The sequence below is a fragment of the Micromonospora coerulea genome (genome assembly GCF_016598485.1).
Classification (GTDB): domain Bacteria; phylum Actinomycetota; class Actinomycetes; order Mycobacteriales; family Micromonosporaceae; genus Micromonospora; species Micromonospora coerulea.
The window spans coordinates 105,069-125,986 of the sequence record NZ_JAEMUW010000013.1 but is presented as its reverse complement, the minus strand read 5'-3'; the positions used below and the strand labels follow the sequence as shown (position 1 = coordinate 125,986).

General features: G+C 65.6%; 15 protein-coding genes. 7 read left to right on the top strand and 8 right to left on the bottom strand.

All coding sequences use genetic code 11. The features are described 5' to 3' along the window. Positions 1-14: 14 nt before the first annotated feature. The gene (locus tag I8N68_RS33940; protein ID WP_200211353.1) at positions 15-164 is read right to left on the bottom strand and encodes a hypothetical protein; all 150 of its coding nucleotides are present in this window, start codon (positions 162-164) and stop codon (positions 15-17) included. Here I8N68_RS33940 and dpdF point away from each other — a divergent pair. Genes dpdF through dpdD form a run of 7 tightly spaced genes read left to right on the top strand, consistent with a single transcriptional unit; the run spans position 102 to position 14,298 of the window. After that, the gene (gene dpdF / locus I8N68_RS18280; protein ID WP_307812878.1) at positions 102-2,549 is read left to right on the top strand and encodes a protein DpdF; all 2,448 of its coding nucleotides are present in this window, start codon (positions 102-104) and stop codon (positions 2,547-2,549) included. The genes I8N68_RS33940 and dpdF overlap by 63 nt on opposite strands. Continuing rightward, the gene (dpdG, locus tag I8N68_RS18275) at positions 2,537-3,448 is read left to right on the top strand and encodes a protein DpdG (protein WP_200211351.1); all 912 of its coding nucleotides are present in this window, start codon (positions 2,537-2,539) and stop codon (positions 3,446-3,448) included. Before dpdF ends, dpdG begins: the two co-directional genes overlap by 13 nt. Continuing rightward, positions 3,445-6,516, top strand: a complete 3,072-nt coding sequence (locus I8N68_RS18270; protein ID WP_200211350.1) for an ATP-binding protein — start codon at positions 3,445-3,447, stop codon at positions 6,514-6,516. Before dpdG ends, I8N68_RS18270 begins: the two co-directional genes overlap by 4 nt. Next, complete coding sequence (locus I8N68_RS18265; protein WP_200211349.1) at positions 6,509-7,198, top strand: hypothetical protein; 690 nt, start codon at positions 6,509-6,511, stop codon at positions 7,196-7,198. Before I8N68_RS18270 ends, I8N68_RS18265 begins: the two co-directional genes overlap by 8 nt. Positions 7,199-7,202: 4 nt before the next feature. Further along, positions 7,203-11,618 carry a protein DpdJ gene (dpdJ, locus tag I8N68_RS18260; RefSeq protein WP_200211348.1) on the top strand — a complete coding sequence of 1,472 codons (4,416 nt, stop codon included), beginning with the start codon at positions 7,203-7,205 and terminating at the stop codon, positions 11,616-11,618. Continuing rightward, a complete protein-coding gene (gene dpdK / locus I8N68_RS18255; RefSeq protein WP_200211346.1) occupies positions 11,615-12,145 on the top strand; it encodes a phospholipase D-like domain-containing protein DpdK in 531 nt (176 codons plus the stop codon). Before dpdJ ends, dpdK begins: the two co-directional genes overlap by 4 nt. Beyond that, complete coding sequence (gene dpdD / locus I8N68_RS18250; RefSeq protein WP_200211345.1) at positions 12,142-14,298, top strand: protein DpdD; 2,157 nt, start codon at positions 12,142-12,144, stop codon at positions 14,296-14,298. The genes dpdK and dpdD overlap by 4 nt, the downstream gene beginning before the upstream one ends. 185 nt (positions 14,299-14,483) lie before the next feature. Here the strand turns inward: dpdD and dbpB (I8N68_RS18245) are convergent, their stop codons facing one another. From dbpB (I8N68_RS18245) to queC, 7 genes are read right to left on the bottom strand one after another with little or no spacing between them, the layout of a single operon-like run. Beyond that, on the bottom strand, positions 14,484-15,680 hold the full coding sequence (gene dbpB, locus I8N68_RS18245; protein ID WP_307812869.1) for a DGQHR domain-containing protein DpdB: 1,197 nt from the start codon (positions 15,678-15,680) through the stop codon (positions 14,484-14,486). Beyond that, positions 15,673-16,914: a tRNA-guanine transglycosylase DpdA gene (gene dpdA, locus I8N68_RS18240; protein ID WP_200211344.1), complete on the bottom strand. Its 1,242-nt coding sequence runs from the start codon at positions 16,912-16,914 to the stop codon at positions 15,673-15,675. The genes dbpB (I8N68_RS18245) and dpdA overlap by 8 nt, the downstream gene beginning before the upstream one ends. Continuing rightward, on the bottom strand, positions 16,911-18,053 hold the full coding sequence (dbpB, locus tag I8N68_RS18235) for a DGQHR domain-containing protein DpdB (RefSeq protein WP_200211341.1): 1,143 nt from the start codon (positions 18,051-18,053) through the stop codon (positions 16,911-16,913). The genes dpdA and dbpB (I8N68_RS18235) overlap by 4 nt, the downstream gene beginning before the upstream one ends. After that, entirely contained in the window at positions 18,053-19,054 is a 1,002-nt protein-coding gene (locus I8N68_RS18230; RefSeq protein WP_234040026.1) for a hypothetical protein, read from the bottom strand. Before I8N68_RS18230 ends, dbpB (I8N68_RS18235) begins: the two co-directional genes overlap by 1 nt. Then, positions 19,051-19,410: a 6-carboxytetrahydropterin synthase QueD gene (gene queD / locus I8N68_RS18225; protein ID WP_200211340.1), complete on the bottom strand. Its 360-nt coding sequence runs from the start codon at positions 19,408-19,410 to the stop codon at positions 19,051-19,053. Before queD ends, I8N68_RS18230 begins: the two co-directional genes overlap by 4 nt. Next, the gene (gene queE, locus I8N68_RS18220; RefSeq protein WP_200211338.1) at positions 19,410-20,057 is read right to left on the bottom strand and encodes a 7-carboxy-7-deazaguanine synthase; all 648 of its coding nucleotides are present in this window, start codon (positions 20,055-20,057) and stop codon (positions 19,410-19,412) included. Before queE ends, queD begins: the two co-directional genes overlap by 1 nt. Beyond that, complete coding sequence (gene queC / locus I8N68_RS18215; RefSeq protein ID WP_200211337.1) at positions 20,054-20,755, bottom strand: 7-cyano-7-deazaguanine synthase QueC; 702 nt, start codon at positions 20,753-20,755, stop codon at positions 20,054-20,056. Before queC ends, queE begins: the two co-directional genes overlap by 4 nt. Positions 20,756-20,918 lie beyond the last annotated feature (163 nt).

Below are 20,918 nucleotides of genomic sequence, written 5' to 3'. Positions count from 1 at the left end.
CAGAGCACGGGCCATCACTCGATCAGGAAGAGCCGCTTCGCCAACTCCTGGCCGCTCCCTCCATGGGCGCACCGGTATTCGAGGACGACCTCTATGCCCGGGTGGCGCAACTTGTCCGCGAGCCCAAGAGCGGTGACCTCGACCTCGCCGTACTCGTCCGGCATCTCCTGCGGCGGTGGTCGCTGGTAACCAAACGGAACGTGCGAGTCCCCGTCTCCCCAGAGATCTCCGCCCGGCTGCGCCGATTTGCTGGGGCCGTGGACCTGCGAGAGGCTTGGGGCGGCATCTGGTTCGCGCCCGCCTGGCAGCCCAAGTGGCTCGATCTGTGGGGCGATGCGCCGGACGCCGCGGCTGCGGCCGGCACGGAATTGGCGCAGCGCTTTCACCAGGACGACCTGCCCGCCGACCCGTTCTTCGAGCGCATTACGGGGCATGTTCGCTACCGCACCGCCGGCCAACGTGCCGCCTGCCGGGCCGTAGTGTCGATTCCAGACGGCAGCAGCATTATCGCCATGCTGCCTACCGGCTCCGGCAAGACAGAGGTAGCGCTCTGCTTGACGGAACGGTACCCGGACGCCGTAACCCTCATCGTCGTGCCGACTGTGGCACTGGCCTATGACTTCGAACGCCGGTTCCGAGATCATTACGCGCGCAGGTATCCGCGGGCGGACAAGTCGGCTCTGCACTTTGCGTGGACCGCCAGCACGAACGAGGATCTGCGGGAACGACTGCGCCGTCGGGTCATTGACGGAACCCAGCCAGTCCTCGTCACATCACCAGAGTCGGTCAGCCGAGCACTGCGCTCACTGTTGATGGAGGCTGCGTCCACCGGTCGCCTCGGGGGCTTCGTCGTCGACGAGGCCCATCTGGTCACTCAGTGGGGGCGCGACTTCCGCCCCGAGTTCCGGACGCTTGCCAACCTTCGGGATGAGCTCGTGAAGCGGGCGGGGGAGGCAGGACATCCCAGCCCGACGACTCTGCTCCTCAGCGCGACTCTTGGCTCACACGAACTGCGGGACCTGCGGGAACTCTTCGGATCCGGGGATTCGTGCACCTTGATCGCGGCCAACTCCCTTCGTGCTGAGCCCGATATGTGGATGAGCGGCGCCGAGGACGATCAGCAGCGTGAGGAGTGGATGCTTGAGTCCCTGGCGCACCTGCCGCGACCAGCCGTGCTCTATGTCACCTCTCCGGAAATCGCCCAGCGCTGGCTGACACGCCTGCATGAAGTAGGGTATCGACGGGTTGCGATTGTGACCGGGGAGACGAAATCTGACGATCGCGCCCGAGTCTTGGCCGACCTACGTACCACCGATGGCCATCCGAGCAGGGTAGACTTGGTCGTCGCCACGTCGGCCTTCGGCCTCGGCATCGACTACGGACACGTTCGGACCGTCGTGCATGCGTGCCTGCCCGAGACGGTGGACCGGTGGTACCAGGAGTTGGGTCGGGGCGGGCGCGATGGCGACGCCTCGGTTGCGCTCCTGGTGACCGCCCCCCAGGACCGTCGAGAGGCAGCAAGTCTCGGGATCACGGTGCTCACCGCCGATACGGCTCGCGAGCGATGGTCAGACCTCTGGCGCCATCGTCGAGAGTTGCGCGGGAGGTCTTTCCTCGATCTGGAAGGCAGTCGCGGTGTCGGCCGGGGATCATACAACCGCCGCTGGAACGCTCAACTCGTTCAAGGCCTCGTAGAGTTGGGAGGGCTTCGCCGCTTTCAGGTCGATGCTGAGGATCTGGCCGAGTTGGTCGGGGACGGCGACGATCAGCAGGCTGACTGGGCGTCAGTGGAACTGACTCGGGGTGATCTCGCCACCTCCGAATTCTGGTCGAAGGAGTGGACGCCCTGGCAGAAGAGCGAAGCAGCGCGCTCCACCCAAGCCCTGGAGCTCATGGAGTCAGTGGCCAAGCGACACGTCCGGGCCTGTGAGGCGATCGCACAGTCGTACCGTCCAGATGACGACACCTATGCGCTGTTCGGTCAGGCAGCCGACTTCGTCGAGCCAGCCTCGCCGTGTGGGCGGTGCCCGGGTTGCCGAGCCGACGGGGGGATCAGGGCGGACGAACGGCCACCCTGGCCGCCTCAGGTGTGGCCACTTCCAGGCGATATGATGGCTGACCTCGACGACCTCGCGGACGCCGCGGGCGCCCGTGATGGTCTCATCCTCCTCCTGACGGACGACCATGAGCGAGTCACTCCCCCGCTCGCTCGCGCACTGGTCCGCCGAGGCGTCCGGCACATCGCCGGGACTGTCGGAAGTCCTGTAGAGGACCCTGACTGGCTGTTTGTGGACCCGTCGCCTGTCGCCCCGAGCGACTTGACGCCTTGCTCTTCCTTTGTGGTCTGGCCACCAGGACACCGCATCCCGAGATCCTGGCTAAACCCGCGAGCCCGATCGGCTCGGCGGCTCGGCGCTCCTCCAGCATTCGATGTGCTGCTGGTGCCTAGTGGGGCAATCATCGGAAGTAGTGAGGTGGGGCGGGATCTCGCGGGGCTCGACGCCGACACCGCCCTCCACATTCTGGGGAGTTATTCGTGGACTATCTGAAGCGGCACATGCTCGCCAGCGTTCCCGCGCTGCTGGTGATCAGCCGGTATCTGGTGACGCAGCTCGACGGTATGGAAGAGAACGAGCTACAGAAGGTGCTGCGACCAGAGGCCATGACCGAGAGGCGTGGCGTCTCATCCGCTGGCGACGACCCCTCCAACGTCCTCACCTCATCTTTGAGCGTTGGCGAGGACCTGGGGCTGTTCGACAGCGAACGCAGCGGGCGTGGACGACGCGTCTGGAAGCTCAGAGATGGCATCCGCGAGGAAGTTGGGCGAATCCCGCCCGCAGACTCCCGCGTCTTCCGCAGCCTGGTACTCCGTCTGCTCTCATCGCGAGCGCTGGAAGAGGTGAGGGCTGGGAACAAGCCGTCCGACGTTGCGCTCGCCCTAACCTGGATCTTGCTACGGGATCCGCTGGAACCTCTTTCGATGAATTGGGACAAGGGACCGGAGACTGCGTTCGAGAAGGCCGGAATGCGTAACGCTGTTGAGAACGTCGAGCAGTGGGGAGCCTTTCGGCGGTGGGTCCGGTCACTCGGGATAGCGACGGTCGCACAGGTCGGCAGGCAGGAGGCCTACTTTCTGGTAGACCCCACCAGGGCGCTGCTTGACGTCCTCGACAGACTGCCGCAGCAGGAACCCGCGGAGCAGTGGTTCCGCGAACTCTTTGAGATCCTGCCGGTGCTCGGCCATCCGATCCTCGTGTCGGCCCTCCCCGAGGGCAGCGCAAAACCTCAGGCAATACCGGCATCGCTTGCGCTGGCTGCACAGAAGCTGAGGCGCCGAGGGCTGCTGAATCTCGCCCCATCCGCCGATGCGAGCGCCGCAGCCGTTCTGAGAATCGGTGGCCAGAGTTGGCGGATCGGCGAGGTACGTGTCGCGGAGGTGGCCGAATGACCAGCAGTATGAAGGGTTTCCGCTGCTGGACGAATGGGGCCGTGCGCCAAACGGTCTACTCTGACATCGGAGCGCTGGCCAGCGACGCAGACGCAGTCTTCCTCGCCGCGCACACGCCGATGGTCGTGTCACATCCTAAGGGGGAGCAACTTCCGGGCTATGGCTCCGACGAGCGCCAGGTCCTGCGGGCCCTACAGGCGCATATCGGAGATCCCGACCGGAACACGCTGATCGCAGTCACTGGTGAATCGGGCGCGGGCAAAAGTCACGTGGTCCGTTGGGTCAACGCACATCTCGACCCGAATCCTCGTTACCACGTCCTTTACGTCCCACGGGCGGTGCAGACCATCCGCGAGCTACTCCGGCGTATCGTCGCGGGTCTCCCCGGCGGCGGCGGACAGGACTTGATGAACCGCATCGACGCGGCCGTCGGGAAGACGACGCCAGCGGAGCTGCAGGACCGCCTGCTGGAGGAGATGCGGCTCGCCCTTACCTGGTCTCTCGAGCTACAGGCAGGAAGCAACGACGAAAACCCGGACAAGCGAAGCGCTCGGGAGGAGCGAAACAACCTGCTGGGAGAGCCGGACGAGAACGGGAAGCGCCGCGACGGCCTAGCCGACCTTCTGGTCCTGCCACAGGTGAACCGCGTCCTTCTCAGACCAGGTGGATTACTCGACAACGTCGTGCAGTCGATCTTCGCCCAGACCTCCCGGCGGGACGAACAGCAGGAGCGGTTCGAGGATGCGGATCTACCGCTGCGTGTGCCGGGTGTGCGCAGAGAGTTGGCGGGAAACGGCAACCTTCGTGTCCTGTGGGACCAGATCACACTGGATCCCGAACCGGCGTTGCGGTTGCTGGACGAGGCGCTGCGCAAGGCCTTACCTAGGACCATTGGTCTACACGACCACACCGGCGAGACCCTGAGCCTGCTGTTTCAGCGTTCCCGGCAAGCGCTCCGCCAACAGGGACGCGAACTGGTCCTCCTCTTCGAGGACCTCGCCCAATTCGGCCTGGTCGATGGTGAGCTGTACGACCAGTTCGTCATTCAACCCGGATCCGACATGGCTCCGCTTCGCGTCCTCTTCGCGGTGACCGAGCACCGCTACGGTGACTTCCCTGAGACGGTACAGACGCGCATCACGCACCAGTTTAAGGTCGACACCTTTCCCCTCGAGGATCGTGACGCCTTCATGGCCCGCTACCTGAACCTCGTCCGCCTCGGGCGCAAGAACGTTGAAGCCGCCTGGTCTGCGGCACGCAGCAGCGGAACGGAGGACTGGATCCCAAACGCTTGTGATACCCGCGAGGAGGGCTCGGCGTGCCGGTTCCGCAGTGAGTGCCACGCGGGCTTCGACGCGACGGATGTTCCGGGACTGGGCGAGGTCGGGCTCTACCCGTACAACAGCATCGCGCTGCGGCGGTCTCTCGAGGCCCGGGGACCAGAGGTGACGCCGAGGCAGATCCTGGACGTCTGCGTCTCAGAGGCGCTCGTTGAGGCTGAACCCCATATCGCCCGCGGCACCTATCCGCACGAGCGGGTTCGCGAGCGTTTCGACTTCAAGGTTCGACGTGGGAAGGAAACACTGCTCGGCGGCCGGGCCGGTGACGAGGCAGAGCGGCTGTACCGAGCCCTCGTGATTTGGGGAGACGAAGAGCCTCTACCGCCGGCCGTTGCCGAGGCCTTCGGGCTCGACAACGGCGCGGCACGCCAGCAGCAGCGCGGGCCTATAACCTCGCCCAAGCGGCGTGAGGAACCGGCGCAGGTGCAACCAAGTCCCCTCTCGGACCTCCTTCAATGGCAGAACGGTGAGCGCCTTCCGGATAACCAGGTAGACCTCTACCGTGACATCCTTCACCGTCTCGTCTCCTCGCGCCTCGACCTGGACCAGGATCTGTTCCACACTGCGAACAGCCGTGGTGCTGAAATTCTGAACGACCTCTTCAGCCGGCAAACCTTCGACTTCGGCTCCGACGCCCGTGGCCGATCCACCGGAGCGGGGAAACTTCGCTTCGAACTACTCCGTGGGGCAGAAGACATCCGGGTCCTGATTGCCGCGCGATGGTTCGTGGACCACGGGCACTGGGTCTCCGACAAGGGCAGATGGCCGTGGCCCGAGGGCTACGATCCGGTCGAGATGATGCTCAGCCTCGAAGAGCGATTGGATCACTGGGCTGAACTCGTCCGCACGGCGTTCCGGGATCGCGTCGGCGGACGGGACCTGGCGTGCGCGGCGGTGGGCACCCGAGCAGTCGCGCTGCTCGCCGCCGGAGTCTCGCCCGATCAACTTCGCCACGTCGAAGCTGTGCTGGCTGGGACCGCCGGAGCGGTCATCAAGAGCACACCGGGTTGGGCGGCGGTAGACAGCGTTGCACGTGAAGTGCTACGCGATGTGCGAGCGACTGACCTGGTGGGACAACTCGCGGCGGTGCGGCAGGGACCGACCGGCAAACCACAACTCATCGATGCCATCGAGCTTGAGGCTGCGCTTCAACGAGTGCTCAACGCACCGGCGGAGCACCTTAGATCGGTGGCGATGCGATACGTCGACGCTGAACCGGTCGTCGCCAAGGCGGCACGGGATTTGCTGTCCGCCATGGAAGGAGAGACCGAAGGCTTCCTGGCGGAGGTGGCCGCAGCCGTCAAGGAGTTGACCGGTGGCCTCGAAGGGCAGACGCCGAGGTCGGTTGCCCAGGCTGCGAAGGAGGTGGGAAAGCGCGCTCTCGACAACCACCTGTTGCGACCTCATGACGGCTGGTACGCGTTCAGCAACGCGCTTGACCGGCTCGAGGACCTGCCAGCCGACCTTCCGCTCGACTGGCAGGCAAACCTCGGAGAGTCAGCCGCGCAACAGGCACTGAACGTCCAACACTGGGCGCGAAAGGCGGTCCTGGGAGCGCAGGACCTCCACCTGGTCCGGCAAAGCATGGCAGCGACCCGCCGGGAGTGTACCCGCAGCGGAGGGCAGGCCGGCAGTCTGGACGACCTGTCGGCGACAGTGCGGCGGAAGCTCAGTCAGGTTGAGGTCCTGCTCCAGGCGTTGAGCACCGCGGAGGCGAAGAATGGTTGACGCCACGACGTGGATCAGTGAGACCCGCGGAGCGGTTGACCAGGCCAGCGACACCCTGCGGTTGCAGGCCGACCTTGACGCTCTTGGCCAGTTCGAAGAGCAGCTCGACGATGCCCTTCGGGAGCTCACGGCATTGGCGCAGGCTGCGGCCCTCGGCCGTGGTGACTGGTGGACCGGTGTGGACGCCATACCGGACGTCTGGACTCAACTACGGTCGGCACAACGCGAGCTGAACACACGGCAGTTGGGTTCGGTCGTGCGCCTACTAAATGGGCTGAGGAGCCAGGTGCGGGAGGTCGTACGGGACGGGTGGAGCAATCATGTCTCGTCGCAGGCTGGTAATGCTCTCGAACTCCGAGACCTGGTGAAGGCACTCGCCGGCGTCGAGGGTCTCGAGGATGTGGCGCCCAAGCTGGATGAGGCCCTCGGCCACCTGGCGCGGCTGCAACGAAAGCCGCCCGACGCCGACTCGGTGCGGGTGCTCGCGGAGGTCACTGAACTCCTGGCACTTCTGGAGCACCGACTCCCTGCGGCGGTGAAGGGGTTTGTTTCTGCGGCGACCCGGGGCGGCGCCGCACTCGACCTGCTCAACGACGACGTGCGGAATTGGATGGTCGACAACAACGCCCTTCACAACTTCCGTGTGGTGCCCGGGCGGCCTCAGGACGGCCAGAGTGGGTGAACCGGTGCTCGAAGCGCTCACGACCATCGAACTCCGTGAGGCGGAACTGCTCGCATGGGGAGCCGTTGGCGCCGAGTGGACCGAGGACGAACTCCTGGCGCTGTTGGTGGACCACGGCGAACCGACGGCTCTGCTCCGTGAACTCATCGACGCCGCGCTCGTTGTCCGCTCGCCCACCGGCGGCTACCGGTCCCGCAGTGCCGAGACCGTACGCCTGCTCGCCACGTTGCGTCAGGCGTTCCCGGGGAGGCGAGTTACCGATGGACGCCCGCTGGTGCTGGATCACCGGTTTCTCCATCGGCCACGGAGGCGCCCCACGCGGGACGTATCCGCCGCTGAGGTTCTCGCGGAGATCCGCGCGTCCCTGGGCCAGGCAGGCCTCACTGCGGCACGGCGGATCATCCCTGAGAGGTTGTCCGGATTTCAGCAGCGGAGCTCTGCGGCCGTGCTGGAGGCGCTGGGCAGCGGTCAACAGGCTGGAGCGATGATCACCGCCGGAACCGGCAGTGGGAAATCCTTGGCCTTTTACCTGCCATTGATCAGTTGGTTGGCGGACCAGACGGCCACTAGACGGAGCGGCTCACCAGGTGGCACGTTCGCTCTGGCCCTGTATCCCCGTAACGAGCTACTCAAGGACCAGCTGCGAACGTTGGTGGGGCACGCGAAGCGCCTCGGCGAAACCGACCGCTCGCGGGGGGTGACGTTGAGCGTTGCCACGTGGTTTGGTCCCACCCCCGCCTCCGCCTACCACGTCCAGAAGGGCTGGGCTGAGGGCTGGGAGAAGCGTGGAAGGGGCTACGTCTGTCCGTACCTGCGATGTCTCGAGTGCGACGCGGAGCTTGTATGGCCCGAGGCTGACTGCCGTGCTGGCGACGAGCGGCTCGTGTGCACCTCCTCCTCCTGCAGGGCGGAGGTCGAGGGGAAGTACCTGAGGCTGACGCGTGACCGCGCACGGCAGCAGCCGGCCGATCTCATGCTCAGCACGACAGAGTCGCTCAACCGGCAACTCGCCGCCCCGGGCAACCTCAGCGCGTTCGGCATCCGTCCGGCGACCCTCGCCGCCGTCCTGCTGGACGAGGTGCACACGTATGAGGGCACCGCTGGTGCGCAGAACGCCCTCCTGCTGCGCAGGCTCAAACACAGGCTGGGGCGCACTCTGGTGTGGGTCGGCCTGTCGGCGACGCTGCGTAACGCGGGGGACTTCTTCTCCCGGCTCGTGGACCTGCCGCCCAGCGCCGTCACGGTCGTCGAGCCAGAAGTTGGCGAATTAGAGGAGTCGGGGGCTGAGTACCTCTTGGCGCTTCGCCACGATCCGCATTCCGGGACGGGTACGCTCTCCACCACCATCCAGGCCTGCATGGCGCTCGCCCGCTGCCTCGACTCAACTGCGGATGACCCGTTCAACCCACCGCCCTCGTCCGCCGGCACTTTCGGCAGTCGGCTGTTCGCCTTTACCGACAAGCTTGACAGCACCAACCGGCTTTACTGGGACCTTCTCAATGCCGAAGGCTGGCAGTGGCCCGGGAAGCTTCTCAAACGTCGCCCGCAGACCCTCGCTCACCTGCGCGGGGGAAAGCAGGGACGATTGGCGGCGGACCGCCGGGAGGCCACCGGTGACCGCGACCCCGACGGGCAATGGTGGTGGCTGCCAGACCACCTGGGTCACGGCATCGAGGCCGACCGACCGTTGCGGATCGGCCGCACCAGTTCGCAGGATCGGGGAGTCGCCACAACCGCCCAGGTGATCGTCGCAACCGCAACCCTCGAGGTCGGGTTTGATGACGACCGGGTAGGCGCGGTCCTGCAACATAAGGCACCGCACGACGCCGCGCAGTTCCTACAGCGCAAGGGCCGTGCGGGACGAGTCCCGTCGATGCGGCCGTGGACAGCGGTAGTGCTCAGCGACTGGGGCCGGGACCGCCAGGCGTGGGACGCCTACGACGCCTTGTTCGACCCGGACCTGCCGCCGCGGAGCCTTCCCATCGAGAATTTTTACGTACTGCGGATCCAGGCAGTCTACGCTCTTCTCGACTGGCTGTCCATAGAGTTGGGCTACTCCGGTAGTGGATCCACCTGGGAAGATCTGGCAGGTCCCGCCTCGGCGCTGTTTCGGGAGAACCCCAAAAAGCAGTCTGAGGCGCGCAGCCGGCAGGCCGCTCTGTCCGCCCTGCTCGATCGGCTGTTGCGGCCCGGCCCGGAACGAGAGCGGCTCCGGCGTCACCTGCGGGACGCGCTCGCCATCGGCAAGGGTGAGTGGGCGGATTCGGTCGTCGACACCCTCCTGTGGGATGCGCCCAGGCCCCTGCTGCTGGCCGTGGTACCGACGATGCGTCGTCAACTGCGAGACCAGTGGCGTGGCGAGGAGCCGTTGGAGGACGACGCCGGGCTGCGGACGCGCACCCCGCTGCGGCAGTTTGTGCCGGGCAACCTCTTCGACGACCTCCTGGTCCCTGACGTCGAGTTGCAGGTGCCCGGGCGTGGTGGCGAGGTGGAGGTCGCGCACCTGCCGGCCCTCAGGGTGCTGAGAGAATTTTGCCCGGGCAACGTGAGCAGACACTTCGGCGTGTGGGCGACGAACAAGCGGCACTGGCTGCCGCTGCCCACCGTTGCTCCCGGCGAGCAGGAGTTGCTGGTCGACGTGGAGCGGACTTACCGTGCTGTGCTGGTGGACCTGGTCGACGATGGCGATGACCGGGTGGCCGTCTATGCGCCGGTGGCAGCAGCCCTGGAGTCTGTCCCGGACAGCGTCCGGGACGCGTCCAGCGTCCGCCCCGAGTGGCGGTTCGATGTGTCGGCCCTCGGCGGTGGATCCCCGGTGCGGCTGGCCCAGGGAGCCAGCCGGTTGCTCGAGGGGGTCACGGCCCACCTTCACGTCCAAGGCGGTGGGGTCCGGACCGTGCGGTACGCCAGGACAGCACGCGGAACAGTGTGGGAGCCACGCCCTCGACCGGTCGCCCTGAGCTTCGGAGTTTCCGGGGACCAGGGGTGGCTGCCGGCAGCCGTGGGTGTGGACGTCCAGTGCGACGCGTTGGAGGGCAGGGTCAGGATCCCCGACGACATCCAGTCCCCGACTGCCCAGGAGAGGTCACAGCGTCTACGGCACCGGCTCGAGGCCGAAGCTGATCTCCCGAACGCCATGTCAGTCTTCGATCGAGACACTCTCGTCGACGTGGTACTCCTGGCAGCCACGTCGGAGCAGGTCGAGAGTGGGAAGCTGTTGGACGAGTCAGGCCTGGCGGGCGCGTTGCGGCAGGCAGCCGAGACGTTGGGACTGACGGCGCCTGACGAGATCGGCGAGCGCGACGAAAACGACGAGCGGCGCTGGGAGAGCTGGCTGGGCGATCCCACCCTGCTCTCTGCCGTGCACGATTCGATGCAGGAGATCTCGGGCGACGAGCGGTCGCCGGCGTGGACCGCCTGGTGGCAGAGACGGTTCATTCTGTCGGTGGCCCAACTCGCCCTGGCTGCGCTCTCGGCGCTATGCCCCGGGGTCGACACCGACGACCTCATGGTCGACCTGTCCCCCGAAGACGACACCGTGTTCTGGATCTCGGAGCCCTCGCCTGGTGGGACGGGGCACGTGGAGGCATTCCAACGGCTCCTCGCCGAGAATCCGGAGGCGTTCGCGCACGCGCTCGAGGACACGCTCACCCCGTCTGAGGCGGAGACCATGGACGAGGAGCTCAGCCTGCTGGTACGCACTGAGGCAGCAGAGGTGCAGTCGGCGCTTGACGAGCTCCGGACCTCTTGGCGTAACGGCCACGCTGTTGTCGCCCGGGCAACAGAGCGGGTAAACGAGGTGGCACAGGCGCATGGTCTCGCCGTGCGTGGTCCGGCCCGCTCCGCGCTGAGCACCCGTCTTGCTGGGCCGGGCGCCCATCCTCGCCTGTTAGCCGAGGTCGCCTCGTGGCTGGAGCTGCGGGACCAGGCGGCCGAGCAGACTGGGATCGAGGTAAGCGCCCGAACCCTGGGGGCGCTGATGGCCTACCACGTGGACCTCGACGAGGTGCTGCATCTCGGAGCCGGGGTGACTGTACAACGACGGGCTCGCGCGGTGTCCAACGTATTGTGGCCGTGGGGTCAGGCCGCCCAGCCGACCGTCTCCTCCAATCCCTACGCTCCCCGCCTTGCGGCATCGTTTCCCCTTGTGCGGGACCACGTGGACCTCGGACCGGTCGTGTTCGACGTCGCGCCGTGGGATGACAAGCGGCGTAAGGAACTCCAGGAACTGCTGATCGAACAGGGTGAGGTAGCGCTGCGGGCCGGGCACGCCGATCGGGAGGTCCTGCGGTCTGCCGTCCTGGACCTGCAGACCCAACCGGTCGAAGTCGGGGCGCTCCTGTGTCATCCGGTGGTCCTGGGCGTACGGAGGACCGTCCGCTTCGTGGAAGCCCGGGTGTTGCTGCGGGAGGCGCCGTGAACAGGGTGATTCGCAAGTCCAAGGCGCAGAGCGCGAGTGAGGTGCTGGACCTGCTCGGCGCGTTGTGCGCTGCGGAACTCGTCAAGCCCAGCAGGTGTCTGTGGCTGGTGTCGCCGTGGATCTCCGACGTTGAGGTCGTCGACAACCGTGGCGGCACCTATCCGGCCCTGACCCGTTACGGACGCCGGCCTATCCGGCTCGCTGAAGTCCTCACCAGCTTGGCGGCCGAGGGGACGCAAGTGGTGATCGCGACGACGTCTGACGCCCACAACGACACGTTCCGCCGTCGCATTGAACGGCTCACCGTCGACATGCGGGTCACCGACCAGGTCACGATCGTCGTGAACGGCACCCGCGGCCTGCACACCAAAGCCCTGACCAGCGACGACTACGCCCTGGTTGGCAGCATGAACATCACCTACAACGGCATCCTCCTCAACGAGGAGCAGGTGGAGTTGAGGCGCGAACCCACCTACGTCGCCCAGGCACGGATGGACGCCTTCGACCGCTTTGGGGGTGTGCTGTGACGGTGCTGGAGGCGCTGCAGGTCGGCGTGGGAGACCCGGCCCGCTTCAAGGGGCTCCGCGAGCGGGTGGAGATGCTCGTAGAGGGGCAGGCGCAGAACTGGGTCAGCGGCTCCAACGGCTGGTTGGTGGTCCCGCTCCAGCGCCACCCGCAGGGCTTTTACCTGCTGTCCGAGGACCGGGAGGGGCAGCGTCGGGGGCGTGAGGTGTTACAGGCGTTCCTCGGTCCGGCGACTGCGACCCTCGAGGCGGTACAACTCTCCGCCAGCGCGGAGCAGGCGGACCGGTCCCTGCAGGCGGCGGGCCTGGTGCAACTGTCGTACGTGCGCCGGGTCGATGCCGCCCCCGGTGAGTTGCTCGACCGGCTGGAAGACGCTGTCGCCACCGCCAAGGGCAGGGACGCCCGGATACGCCCCATCCGGCCCTCGCACGTCGACCTCTTGCGTGACTTCCGACTTGCCCTGCTGCAGCGGGACGGTCGACTTGCCGAGCAGGCGCTGCGGGACCTGCGCCTGACCGGGCAGCTCAGCGCCGAGAACCTCCGGTTCTTGCGCATCGAACTGCTCGGCCAACTCGAGCGGTGGCGCGAGCTCCGCGAATTGCCATATTTGGCAGAACTGCTGCGGGCTCGCCGGCCCCGTGTGGTCAACGAGGTCCTCCTCGACATGCTGTGGTGGACCGAGGTGGCCGACCTGTGCGCGGCTGGTCTTGCCCCGCAGAACGTGCACGAAGACGCCCAACTCGGCGCACGCTATGGCGCCGTCCTTGGCGCGGTCGACGTCCCGGCCAACGCCGGCGGTCGCGCTGTCGCCGCAGTGGACGCCCTGACCCGGCGTGACGACGAGCGATTTCAGCGACTGCTGCACGCCGCTGACAACGCCGAACGGGAGCGGCTGCACCGCTTGGCCGCGCTTGCGCAGACGACACCGCAGCCGACAGAGACCGCCGGTGACGACGTCCGAGCGTTGTTTGAGAACAGGCAGTACGAGGCTGTCGTCCAAGCCTTCCTCGACATGGCCGACCCCGACATCGCCGAGTTCGCCGTGCAGGCCGTCCTCGACATCCAGGACAGCGGCAACGCACCTGCCGTACTTGAGATTGTCCAGAGACTCGTCGAGGAGGAACGGGTAAGCCTCGATCGGCGGCTGCGCCGGGACGTCGACGACCTTGCCCAATTCGTCGACAGCACCTGCGACGGTTGGGTGGAGTGGGGTTCCCGGCTGAGCCGGGATGAACGCTGGCCCGGCGCAGCCGAAGTACTGCGTGCCCACCACGCACAGTGGGAGGGCCTGCGGACGCTGCCGGCCTCCATGCTGAGCGAGTTGGCAAACGGGATACTGGATGCCTGGACGGGCATCAACGCGGACCAGGTGGCGATGGCGCTGGACCTCCTCTGCCTGGCCGCTGCGGAAACGGCCAGTACGGCGCAGGCGGCGGAGTTCTGCGACACCGTGCTGGAGGTGCTGGCGGAGCAGCAAAACGTGAGCCCGCCGGTACGCGAGGCGTACCTCGTTCTGCTCGACCAACTACTGCAGGCGGCACCGGCGGAGGCGCGTTACCGGGAGTTGCTGGCCCAGGCGGCCGACCTTTGGCGGCGGGTGGCCTCACCGACCATGTTCGACTGGGGTCTCGGCCTCGTCGAGGTCCTGCTCAACACTCCCGCTCCTGACCCCGGCAGCCAGGTCGCCACGGTGATGGAGGTCCTGGGCAGGGCGCAGGACTTCCGGAAGCGGCTCAACCAGCGACAGCGCTCGGAGTTGGAGGCGCTTGCCGAAGAGGTTGGCCTGCCGCTCCAGTCCGCAGAAGAGCCAACGGAGGAGACGGACGGACTGTGGCGACAGCTTGACGGTCGAGTAGTCGGGCTGTATTCGCTCCTACCGCGAGCCGCGGAGTCGCTTGAGAAGCGCCTGTCTCGGCTCTGCTCACCCAAAGCGATAGAGGGGAATGCCGATACGGTGTCCACAACGGCGCTGCAGTCGCTCGCACGTCGCGCTGATTATCTGATCGTCGACACCTGGCACGCCTCCCATTCCGCCACCGGCGCCATCGATGCCGCGCGCCCAAGAAGTAGACAGATTTTGCCACGGGGGCGTGGAGTGACCGCCTTCCTGCAGGCGTTGGAGCACTCGCTATCCTTGACTGCGACTGATTCTTAGCTCGCTAAGCCTTCATCGGCATTCGGGCAGTGCGCTTTCTTCGCCCGCGTTTCGCCATGCAATACGTGCCCTTGGCCCTGCCCAGCAGCAGGACCAAGGGCAATCGACAAACGCCGGCAGCGCAGGCGTCACACGGCGCAGTCCGGCGCTGGATTCCTCGGCGTGGGTATCTCCAGGAGGCGCGGCTAAAAGAGCCGCCTTGACCGGTCGTGCCGCTTCCCCTGCTTGGAATAATAGGTGGAAACCACGAAGTCTGTGATTCGTTGAATATCCCGAGGGGTGTTCTGAACATCGTTCCACCGGCGCGGAATTCCGTCGCCCAGATCCCACGTGCCCTCGGTCCAGCGACAGTAATCCTTGACGGTCTTCAATCCCGTGGCAAATCCCTGAGTATCCGGAACATCGTCGCCGCTGCCGCTTGTGTCGGCGATGGCGTCCATCAGATAGCCCATGCTAATGATCCCAGCGCCATGCATCAGCCGCGATTTGCGAGGGGGCTTACCCCACGCATCCTCACCGAATACCTCCCGCACCGCAGTCCAGAAGTCGCTTAGTACGGTCACCATAAGTCCGATGTTCGGCAAGGTGCTGTCGCTGCCACGGAAGCGATACAGGACGCCGTCCGAGATGCTGTTTTCGAGCATGCGCAGCATGGAGTTGTCTTTGATGACGCCGGCAGGATTCGTCGGCGTTTGAATCATGTGACGCAGCGGTGAACGCTCGTCGAAGTTGAGGCGCTCAAGAACCGTCGCGGGGAGTTGACGTACGCGCAGCTGGTTCGGCAGCGGGCCAGAGGCGGCCGGGAGCAGCTCGTGAATTAGGCCCTTTGGAAGCGGCTTGGTCGAGTTCACGAGGATGAACTGCGACCGGTGGTCAGCCTGGTCGGCGGTGATGAAGGCGGTGACGCAGATCGGGAACGCCTCGATGCCTGCGTCTCGGATAGCGGCGCAACGCTGCTGGCCGTCCACGATGAAGCCTGGCTTGTCGGCGTCCTCCCAGTCGTCGCTGACGGGTACCAGGAGAGTTCCCGAGCGTACGTAACCAGGGCCGTCAAAAGCGGTGTCAGCCGGAACGAAGCGAACTCGGTCGTCGAAGGCCACCACGATCGCATTAGGCAGCATGGGGCTCTCGGCGGACTCCACGTAGCGTCGGATTGCCGCCACGTGTGCGAGGACCTCGGGGCGCTGGTAGCCGTGTAGTTGCTGCTGGCTGTCACGCCGCACACGCGAAACGGCGGCAAAGGACGGGACTTGCTTCCCGTCCACGGCGAAGGTGTAAAGACGGCGATTCGGGCCTTGCCTGATCTCGAGAGCGGGGAGATGTAGCACGTTATTCTGGTTCCCCGCCTCGACCATGCCGCTCTTTCGGCCCTGCTTAGTCACGATCGTCTTCTCCAAGCTGCCGGCGCACTCGCTGGCCGAACACGTGTAGGTTGTGGAAGCCCCGACGCTTGTTGCGCTCGGCGCCACGAAAGATGATCACTTCAATGCCTACTGATGCACAGATCGTGCAGTCGCAGGCCCGCCACGGCCGATTTTCAAGAGTGTCGCGGTATTGGCTGGTCCTATCAGCCTTGCGATCCCACACGGCGCTGTAGGCCGCCAAGGCCTCTAGGGCGGCGTCCACGTCGACCTCGTCCTTATCGAACTGGCGAAGGCGAGCCAGCGCGGTGCGTTCCAATTGCATGGCTTGCCCTTGGCTGATCTCGCCGGAGCGAATTCTCGCCTTAAGCTTGGCGTTGCCGTCAACCTGGGGAACGCGGAGTGCCACGAAGGTTCGATCGGGGGCGTAGTAATTGTCTCGGTCGTCCTTGAACGCCTGCCGGAAGGGTGAGGTGCTGTCGAAACTCGTCACGCCATGGTCAGCGAAAGTTGGGATCTTTTCGCAACGGCTGATTCCCAGCAGATGTAACTCTGTATCGGATTCCCGTACGTCATCGATCCTCTGAAGGCAGGCGAGGATCTCATTTGTCTTGAGCGGCACCATGCCCCCGAGGGCAATGCGTCGATACCCGATCCGTTGCAGTTCCTTTACGGCGTACGCGTAGGACTCCGGGCTCCAACCCTGAGCGACCCCAAGCGGAATGAAGTGGACATCGCTAGCGCTGCATCGCCTCCAGAAATCGGCGGCCAAGTCGAGGGTGATCTTTTGCCTGCGAACCCACTCAGCGGCAGCATCATCAGTACGAACGACCTTCGGCTCGTACTGAAAGATAACGTGGTCGACTGAGATGCCGTAGTCGAATCCACACCCCTCGTAGAAGCTCACCACCTCTTCAACGCTGTACGGCGGGTTCTCTTCGCCGACGTAGGAGAAGGCACCGCAATCGCCCATGATCTTCAAGGGCGAACTCCCGTTGTTGAGACGAAAGAACTCCCTTGCCCCCTGCCGGTACAGGCGGTGGCGCTGGGGTCCGGTGTACTTGCCGGTGCTGGAGCTGGCGGTGCCGTCCACGATGGCCTTGGACACCAGGAGGCCGTTGAACGGTGGTGGCTTCAGCACTTCGTGCGCGTACAGATCGTCGCGTTGGCGCACCCGGAACGGGTCGCGTTCCTCACTGAGGAAGTCGAACGTCGGGTCTACCTGGTCCTGGCTGTCAGGAAAGAAAAACTTCATCGGATTCCCGCCCGTTCGTTCAGGTAGACGCGGATGAGGTAGTTGGACAACTCCTGCACATGGCGGGACAGGTTTTCAATCTCGTTCCACCGAAGGTTGAGCTCGTCCCACCTTCCCCCCGTCCACTGACAGTGCGGCGCAATCACCGCGAGGTGTTTGCTGACCAGTTCGGGCGCCTCGGGGAGACGGGCATCCACCGTGCCCAACACTCGATCCATCAGTCGTCCCATGGCCCGTATGCCTGCTCCGTGCATGAGCCGGCTCTTGCTCGGCGGCTTGCCCCATGCGTCGGGGAAGGTGTCACGGACCGCTGACCAATAGGTGCAGAGTGCCTGGAGAATTCCGTCGAAGTCGGTCTCGTTGCGGGTGACGTCGCGGTAGGGGAAGAGGCACCCAGCCGGCGAGGTGAGGCTCTCCTGGATCATCTCGACGACGACGGTATCGGTAATCACCGCATTCGGTGACTGCTGCCGGTTGGTCGACGCCCGCTTGATCAGCCCGTAGAAGGGCGATGCCTTGTCGACGTTCAGGACGTCGCACAGTGCCGAGGGTGCCTTCCGTATGGCGAGTCGGGGAGGTAGCGGGCTGTCGACCTCCGGCAGGAGTTCGGTCACCAGGCCACGCGGTAGCGGGCGGGTGTTGTTGATTCGCAGGAACTGGTCGCGCTGGAAACTGACGCTGTCCGCTACGAAGGCGGTCACCGGCACCGGAAACTGCTGCCGCTGGGTACGGGACAGCGCGAGAGCCCGCTGCTGCCCGTCGACGATCCATGCGGGCTTGGGCTTGCCGGGTTGCGGCAAGGGAATGCTCAGTAGTCCGGAGGTGGCGAGTCCGTCCGCGGCGCCAGGTCCTCTGCTCGACTGGAACCGTACGTTGGAGGACAGGGCCAGGATGATGGGATTGGGAAAGACGGCGGCTTCGCTGTCGAGGTAGTCGACGATCTCTTGTATGTGTTTCCGCACCTGCGGGCGTTGGTAGCCGATCAGCTTCCCGGCGTCGTCCCGACTGACGCGGGAGATGTCCGCGATCTGCAGGACCTCTTCCGCTTGCAGCGTGAAGAGATAGAGGGCCGGGGTGCCGGGCTGGGCGATTCGCAGGGCACGGCGCGCGATGGTCTTGGGATCGTGTGCGGGCGGCATCAGCAGCGCACATCCAATGAGATCTCGTCGAACAGTTGTTTAAAACGTGCCTGCTCGCATGACTTGCCGGAGTCCCGTAGCTGGCGAAGCAGGCGCGTTGCCGAGGTTGGCCCGGCGCCTGCTAGCGGCCGGATGAAGGCCTTGACCTCGTCGTCGGTCATGCGCTCGCGATGAGCTTGAGGCGTTGGCGGGGGCGCTGTGGCTGCCAGTTCGTGGGCCAGGGCGCGGAGGTGGGAGCGGCGGTGGGTGCCGGAGTCCGCGGTAACGAGGCCGACGAGGCGCTGCGCGACCCGGACGTTGAGGGCGAGCAGGCTGCCGCCGACCGCCGGCCTCATCCGAGCGGTCACCCCGACGACCAGTTCGTTCAGGTCGGGATCCGCCTGGGCCGGTCCGACGATCGTCAGCCGTTGCGGGTCGCGTAGCTGCCCCGCCGCCCTACGGAGATCGTCACTGCACGGCCGGAGGTAGGTGTCCGACAGGACGGCGATGATCGTGTCGTCGGGGTTCGTTCGGGCGAGGTCGTAGAACGACCGAGGTGCGCCGGGCTCCGGGCCCACCCACTCGCTCAGCCCGCGCCACCAGTCGCGGTTCTCGGTCGAACTCCGCCCGACCGAGTCTCCATCCCGCAATGCGAAGGTAGCGGCATAGGGACGGACGTGAGCGGTGGCAGGAATCAGTCCGTACCCGGCCGAACAGACCCAGAGTTGCGCCTCCACGCGTACAGAGGTGGCCAATTGACGCGCCGCGGCCCAATGCTCGCCGGCATAGAGTGACGTGGCGGCAGTGGAAGGTCGGTCGGGTTCGGACAGTCGTCGAATCCACTCCGCGAGCCTCTGCCTCGGCAGGTAGTCCGACAGGGCTCCGACGCGCAGGGCGGCGGGCACCGGAAGATTCTTGCGGTTCGCGCAGGTCACGACGATGTGAATGCGCGCCGGCGTTTCCTCCGGACTGTTATCCACGGTCGCGCCCGATCGATGCTCGTCGGTCGTCGCTTCCGTCACGGGGCATCGCCCCGGTAGACGGCACCCGAGGTGCAGGTCTCCCTGACCACGATGGCCGACAGCGGCAGCTGGTCGATAAGCCTCCCCCAGATCCACTGCGCCAGCACCTCGCTGGTCGGGTTCTCGAGCCCCGGCACCTCGTTCAGGTAGTAGTGGTCCAGCTGGTCCAGGATGGGCCGGAACGCCGCCTTGATGTCACCGAAGTCCATCACCCACCCGGACGACGCTCCGACCTCGCCACGCACGTGCAGTTCAACCCGGTAGGAGTGGCCGTGGAGGCGAGCGCACTTGTGCCCCTCGGGCACGTGCGGCAAGCGATGAGCAGCTTCGAAGGTGAACTCACGGAAGATTTCCATCAAGCAATCCCGATGTATTTGTGGGTCTGAAGGCTCAAAGACCATTGAGGATGGGCGAGGCAATAGCTGATGGCGGCCTGAGTGTTCGCGGCTTGGTCCGGTCCGTCCATGGGTTGAAGGAGAAAGTGGGCGAAGTTCAGACCTTCGAATCGCTCAGGCTCCGCGTCCGGTTGCGGGTAGACAAGCTTGAGATCGTCACCCTCCGTTAGGACTAGCTCAGCCCCAGCCTTCGGACTGACGCAGATCCAGTCGACGCCGGCGGGCGCCGGTCGCGTCCCGTTCGTCTCGATAGCAACCTCGAAGCCCTCATCGTGAAGTGCCTCGACGGCAGCAGCGTCGAGTTGCAGTAGTGGCTCTCCACCGGTGCAGACGACGTACGGCCTGCTCTTCGGGTGCGCTGCACCGGCCCAGGCCTTGGCTACCGCTGCAGCCAGGTCTTGAGCGGACCGGAAGCGGCCGCCTCCCGGCCCGTCAGTACCTACGAAGTCTGTGTCGCAGAACTGACATATGGCTCGGTGGCGGTGTGCCTCGCGGCCAGTCCAGAGGTTGCAACTTGTGAACCGACAGAAGACCGCGGGCCGCCCGGCATGAGTACCTTCGCCCTGGAGGGTGTAGAAGATCTCTTTGATGCGGTACGCGGATCTCATGACACGGTGCCGACGGCGGGGTCTGACATGCCGAGTTCGGCGAAGCCCCGGGTACGCAGCAGGCAGGAGTCGCAGGTGCCACACGGCCGGCCATCGACGGGGTCGTAGCAGCTGTGGGTGAGCGAGTAATCGACACCGAGGCTGAGGCCCAGCCGAATGGTATCTGCCTTCGTCAGGTCGATGAGGGGAGTATGAATCTTCAGCCGCTGACTGCCCTCGACGCCAGCCTTGGTGGCGAGGTTTGCCATCCGCTCGTATGCCTCGATGTACTCGGGCCGGCAGTCCGGGTAGCCGCTGTAGTCGAGGGCGCTTACCCCAATAAAGACATCGGAGGCCCCAAGGGTCTCTGCCCAGGCAAGCGCGAACGACAGGAAGATGGTGTTCCGAGCGGGCACGTAGGTGATGGGGATCTCGCTCCCGATCTCCTCAGCGCTCTCGTGATGAGGAACAGCAAGGTCATCGTCGGTCAGTGCGGAACCTCCAAAGATCCTGAGGTCGATGTCCGCGACAACGTGTCGCGTCGCCCCCAGAGCCTTCGCGACCCGTGCGGCGGCTTCGAGTTCCACGTTGTGCCGCTGCCCGTAGCGGAAGCTGAGGGCGTTAGCTTCGAACCCCTCCTTGGCGGCCACAGCCAGGGCTGTGGCCGAGTCGAGACCGCCGCTTAGCAGTACTACGGCTTGGGGCTTGGATGCCGACATCTGAGGCTCCTCGCTTCGTCGATGGTCGAGAAACTGCAGTAGCGTGTTCCGCCGGTGATGCGTAGTTTCTGCTCGCAGGTTGCGTCACGTTACCCGAGTACTGCGCGTTGTCGGAAGGTGGCCAGGGCGTGTCCTTCGCGCTCAAAAAGACCGGATCCGTGGC

Excerpts from the sequence above, each read along its gene's own strand:
- I8N68_RS33940 (WP_200211353.1), bottom strand. The coding sequence starts at position 164 with ATGCCGGACGAGTACGGCGAGGTCGAGGTCACCGCTCTTGGGCTCGCG.
- I8N68_RS18270 (WP_200211350.1), top strand. The coding sequence starts at position 3,445 with ATGACCAGCAGTATGAAGGGTTTCCGCTGCTGGACGAATGGGGCCGTG.
- I8N68_RS18265 (WP_200211349.1), top strand. The coding sequence starts at position 6,509 with ATGGTTGACGCCACGACGTGGATCAGTGAGACCCGCGGAGCGGTTGAC.
- dpdA (WP_200211344.1), bottom strand. The coding sequence starts at position 16,914 with ATGAAGTTTTTCTTTCCTGACAGCCAGGACCAGGTAGACCCGACGTTC.
- dbpB (WP_200211341.1), bottom strand. The coding sequence starts at position 18,053 with ATGCCGCCCGCACACGATCCCAAGACCATCGCGCGCCGTGCCCTGCGA.
- queD (WP_200211340.1), bottom strand. The coding sequence starts at position 19,410 with ATGGAAATCTTCCGTGAGTTCACCTTCGAAGCTGCTCATCGCTTGCCG.
- queE (WP_200211338.1), bottom strand. The coding sequence starts at position 20,057 with ATGAGATCCGCGTACCGCATCAAAGAGATCTTCTACACCCTCCAGGGC.
- queC (WP_200211337.1), bottom strand. The coding sequence starts at position 20,755 with ATGTCGGCATCCAAGCCCCAAGCCGTAGTACTGCTAAGCGGCGGTCTC.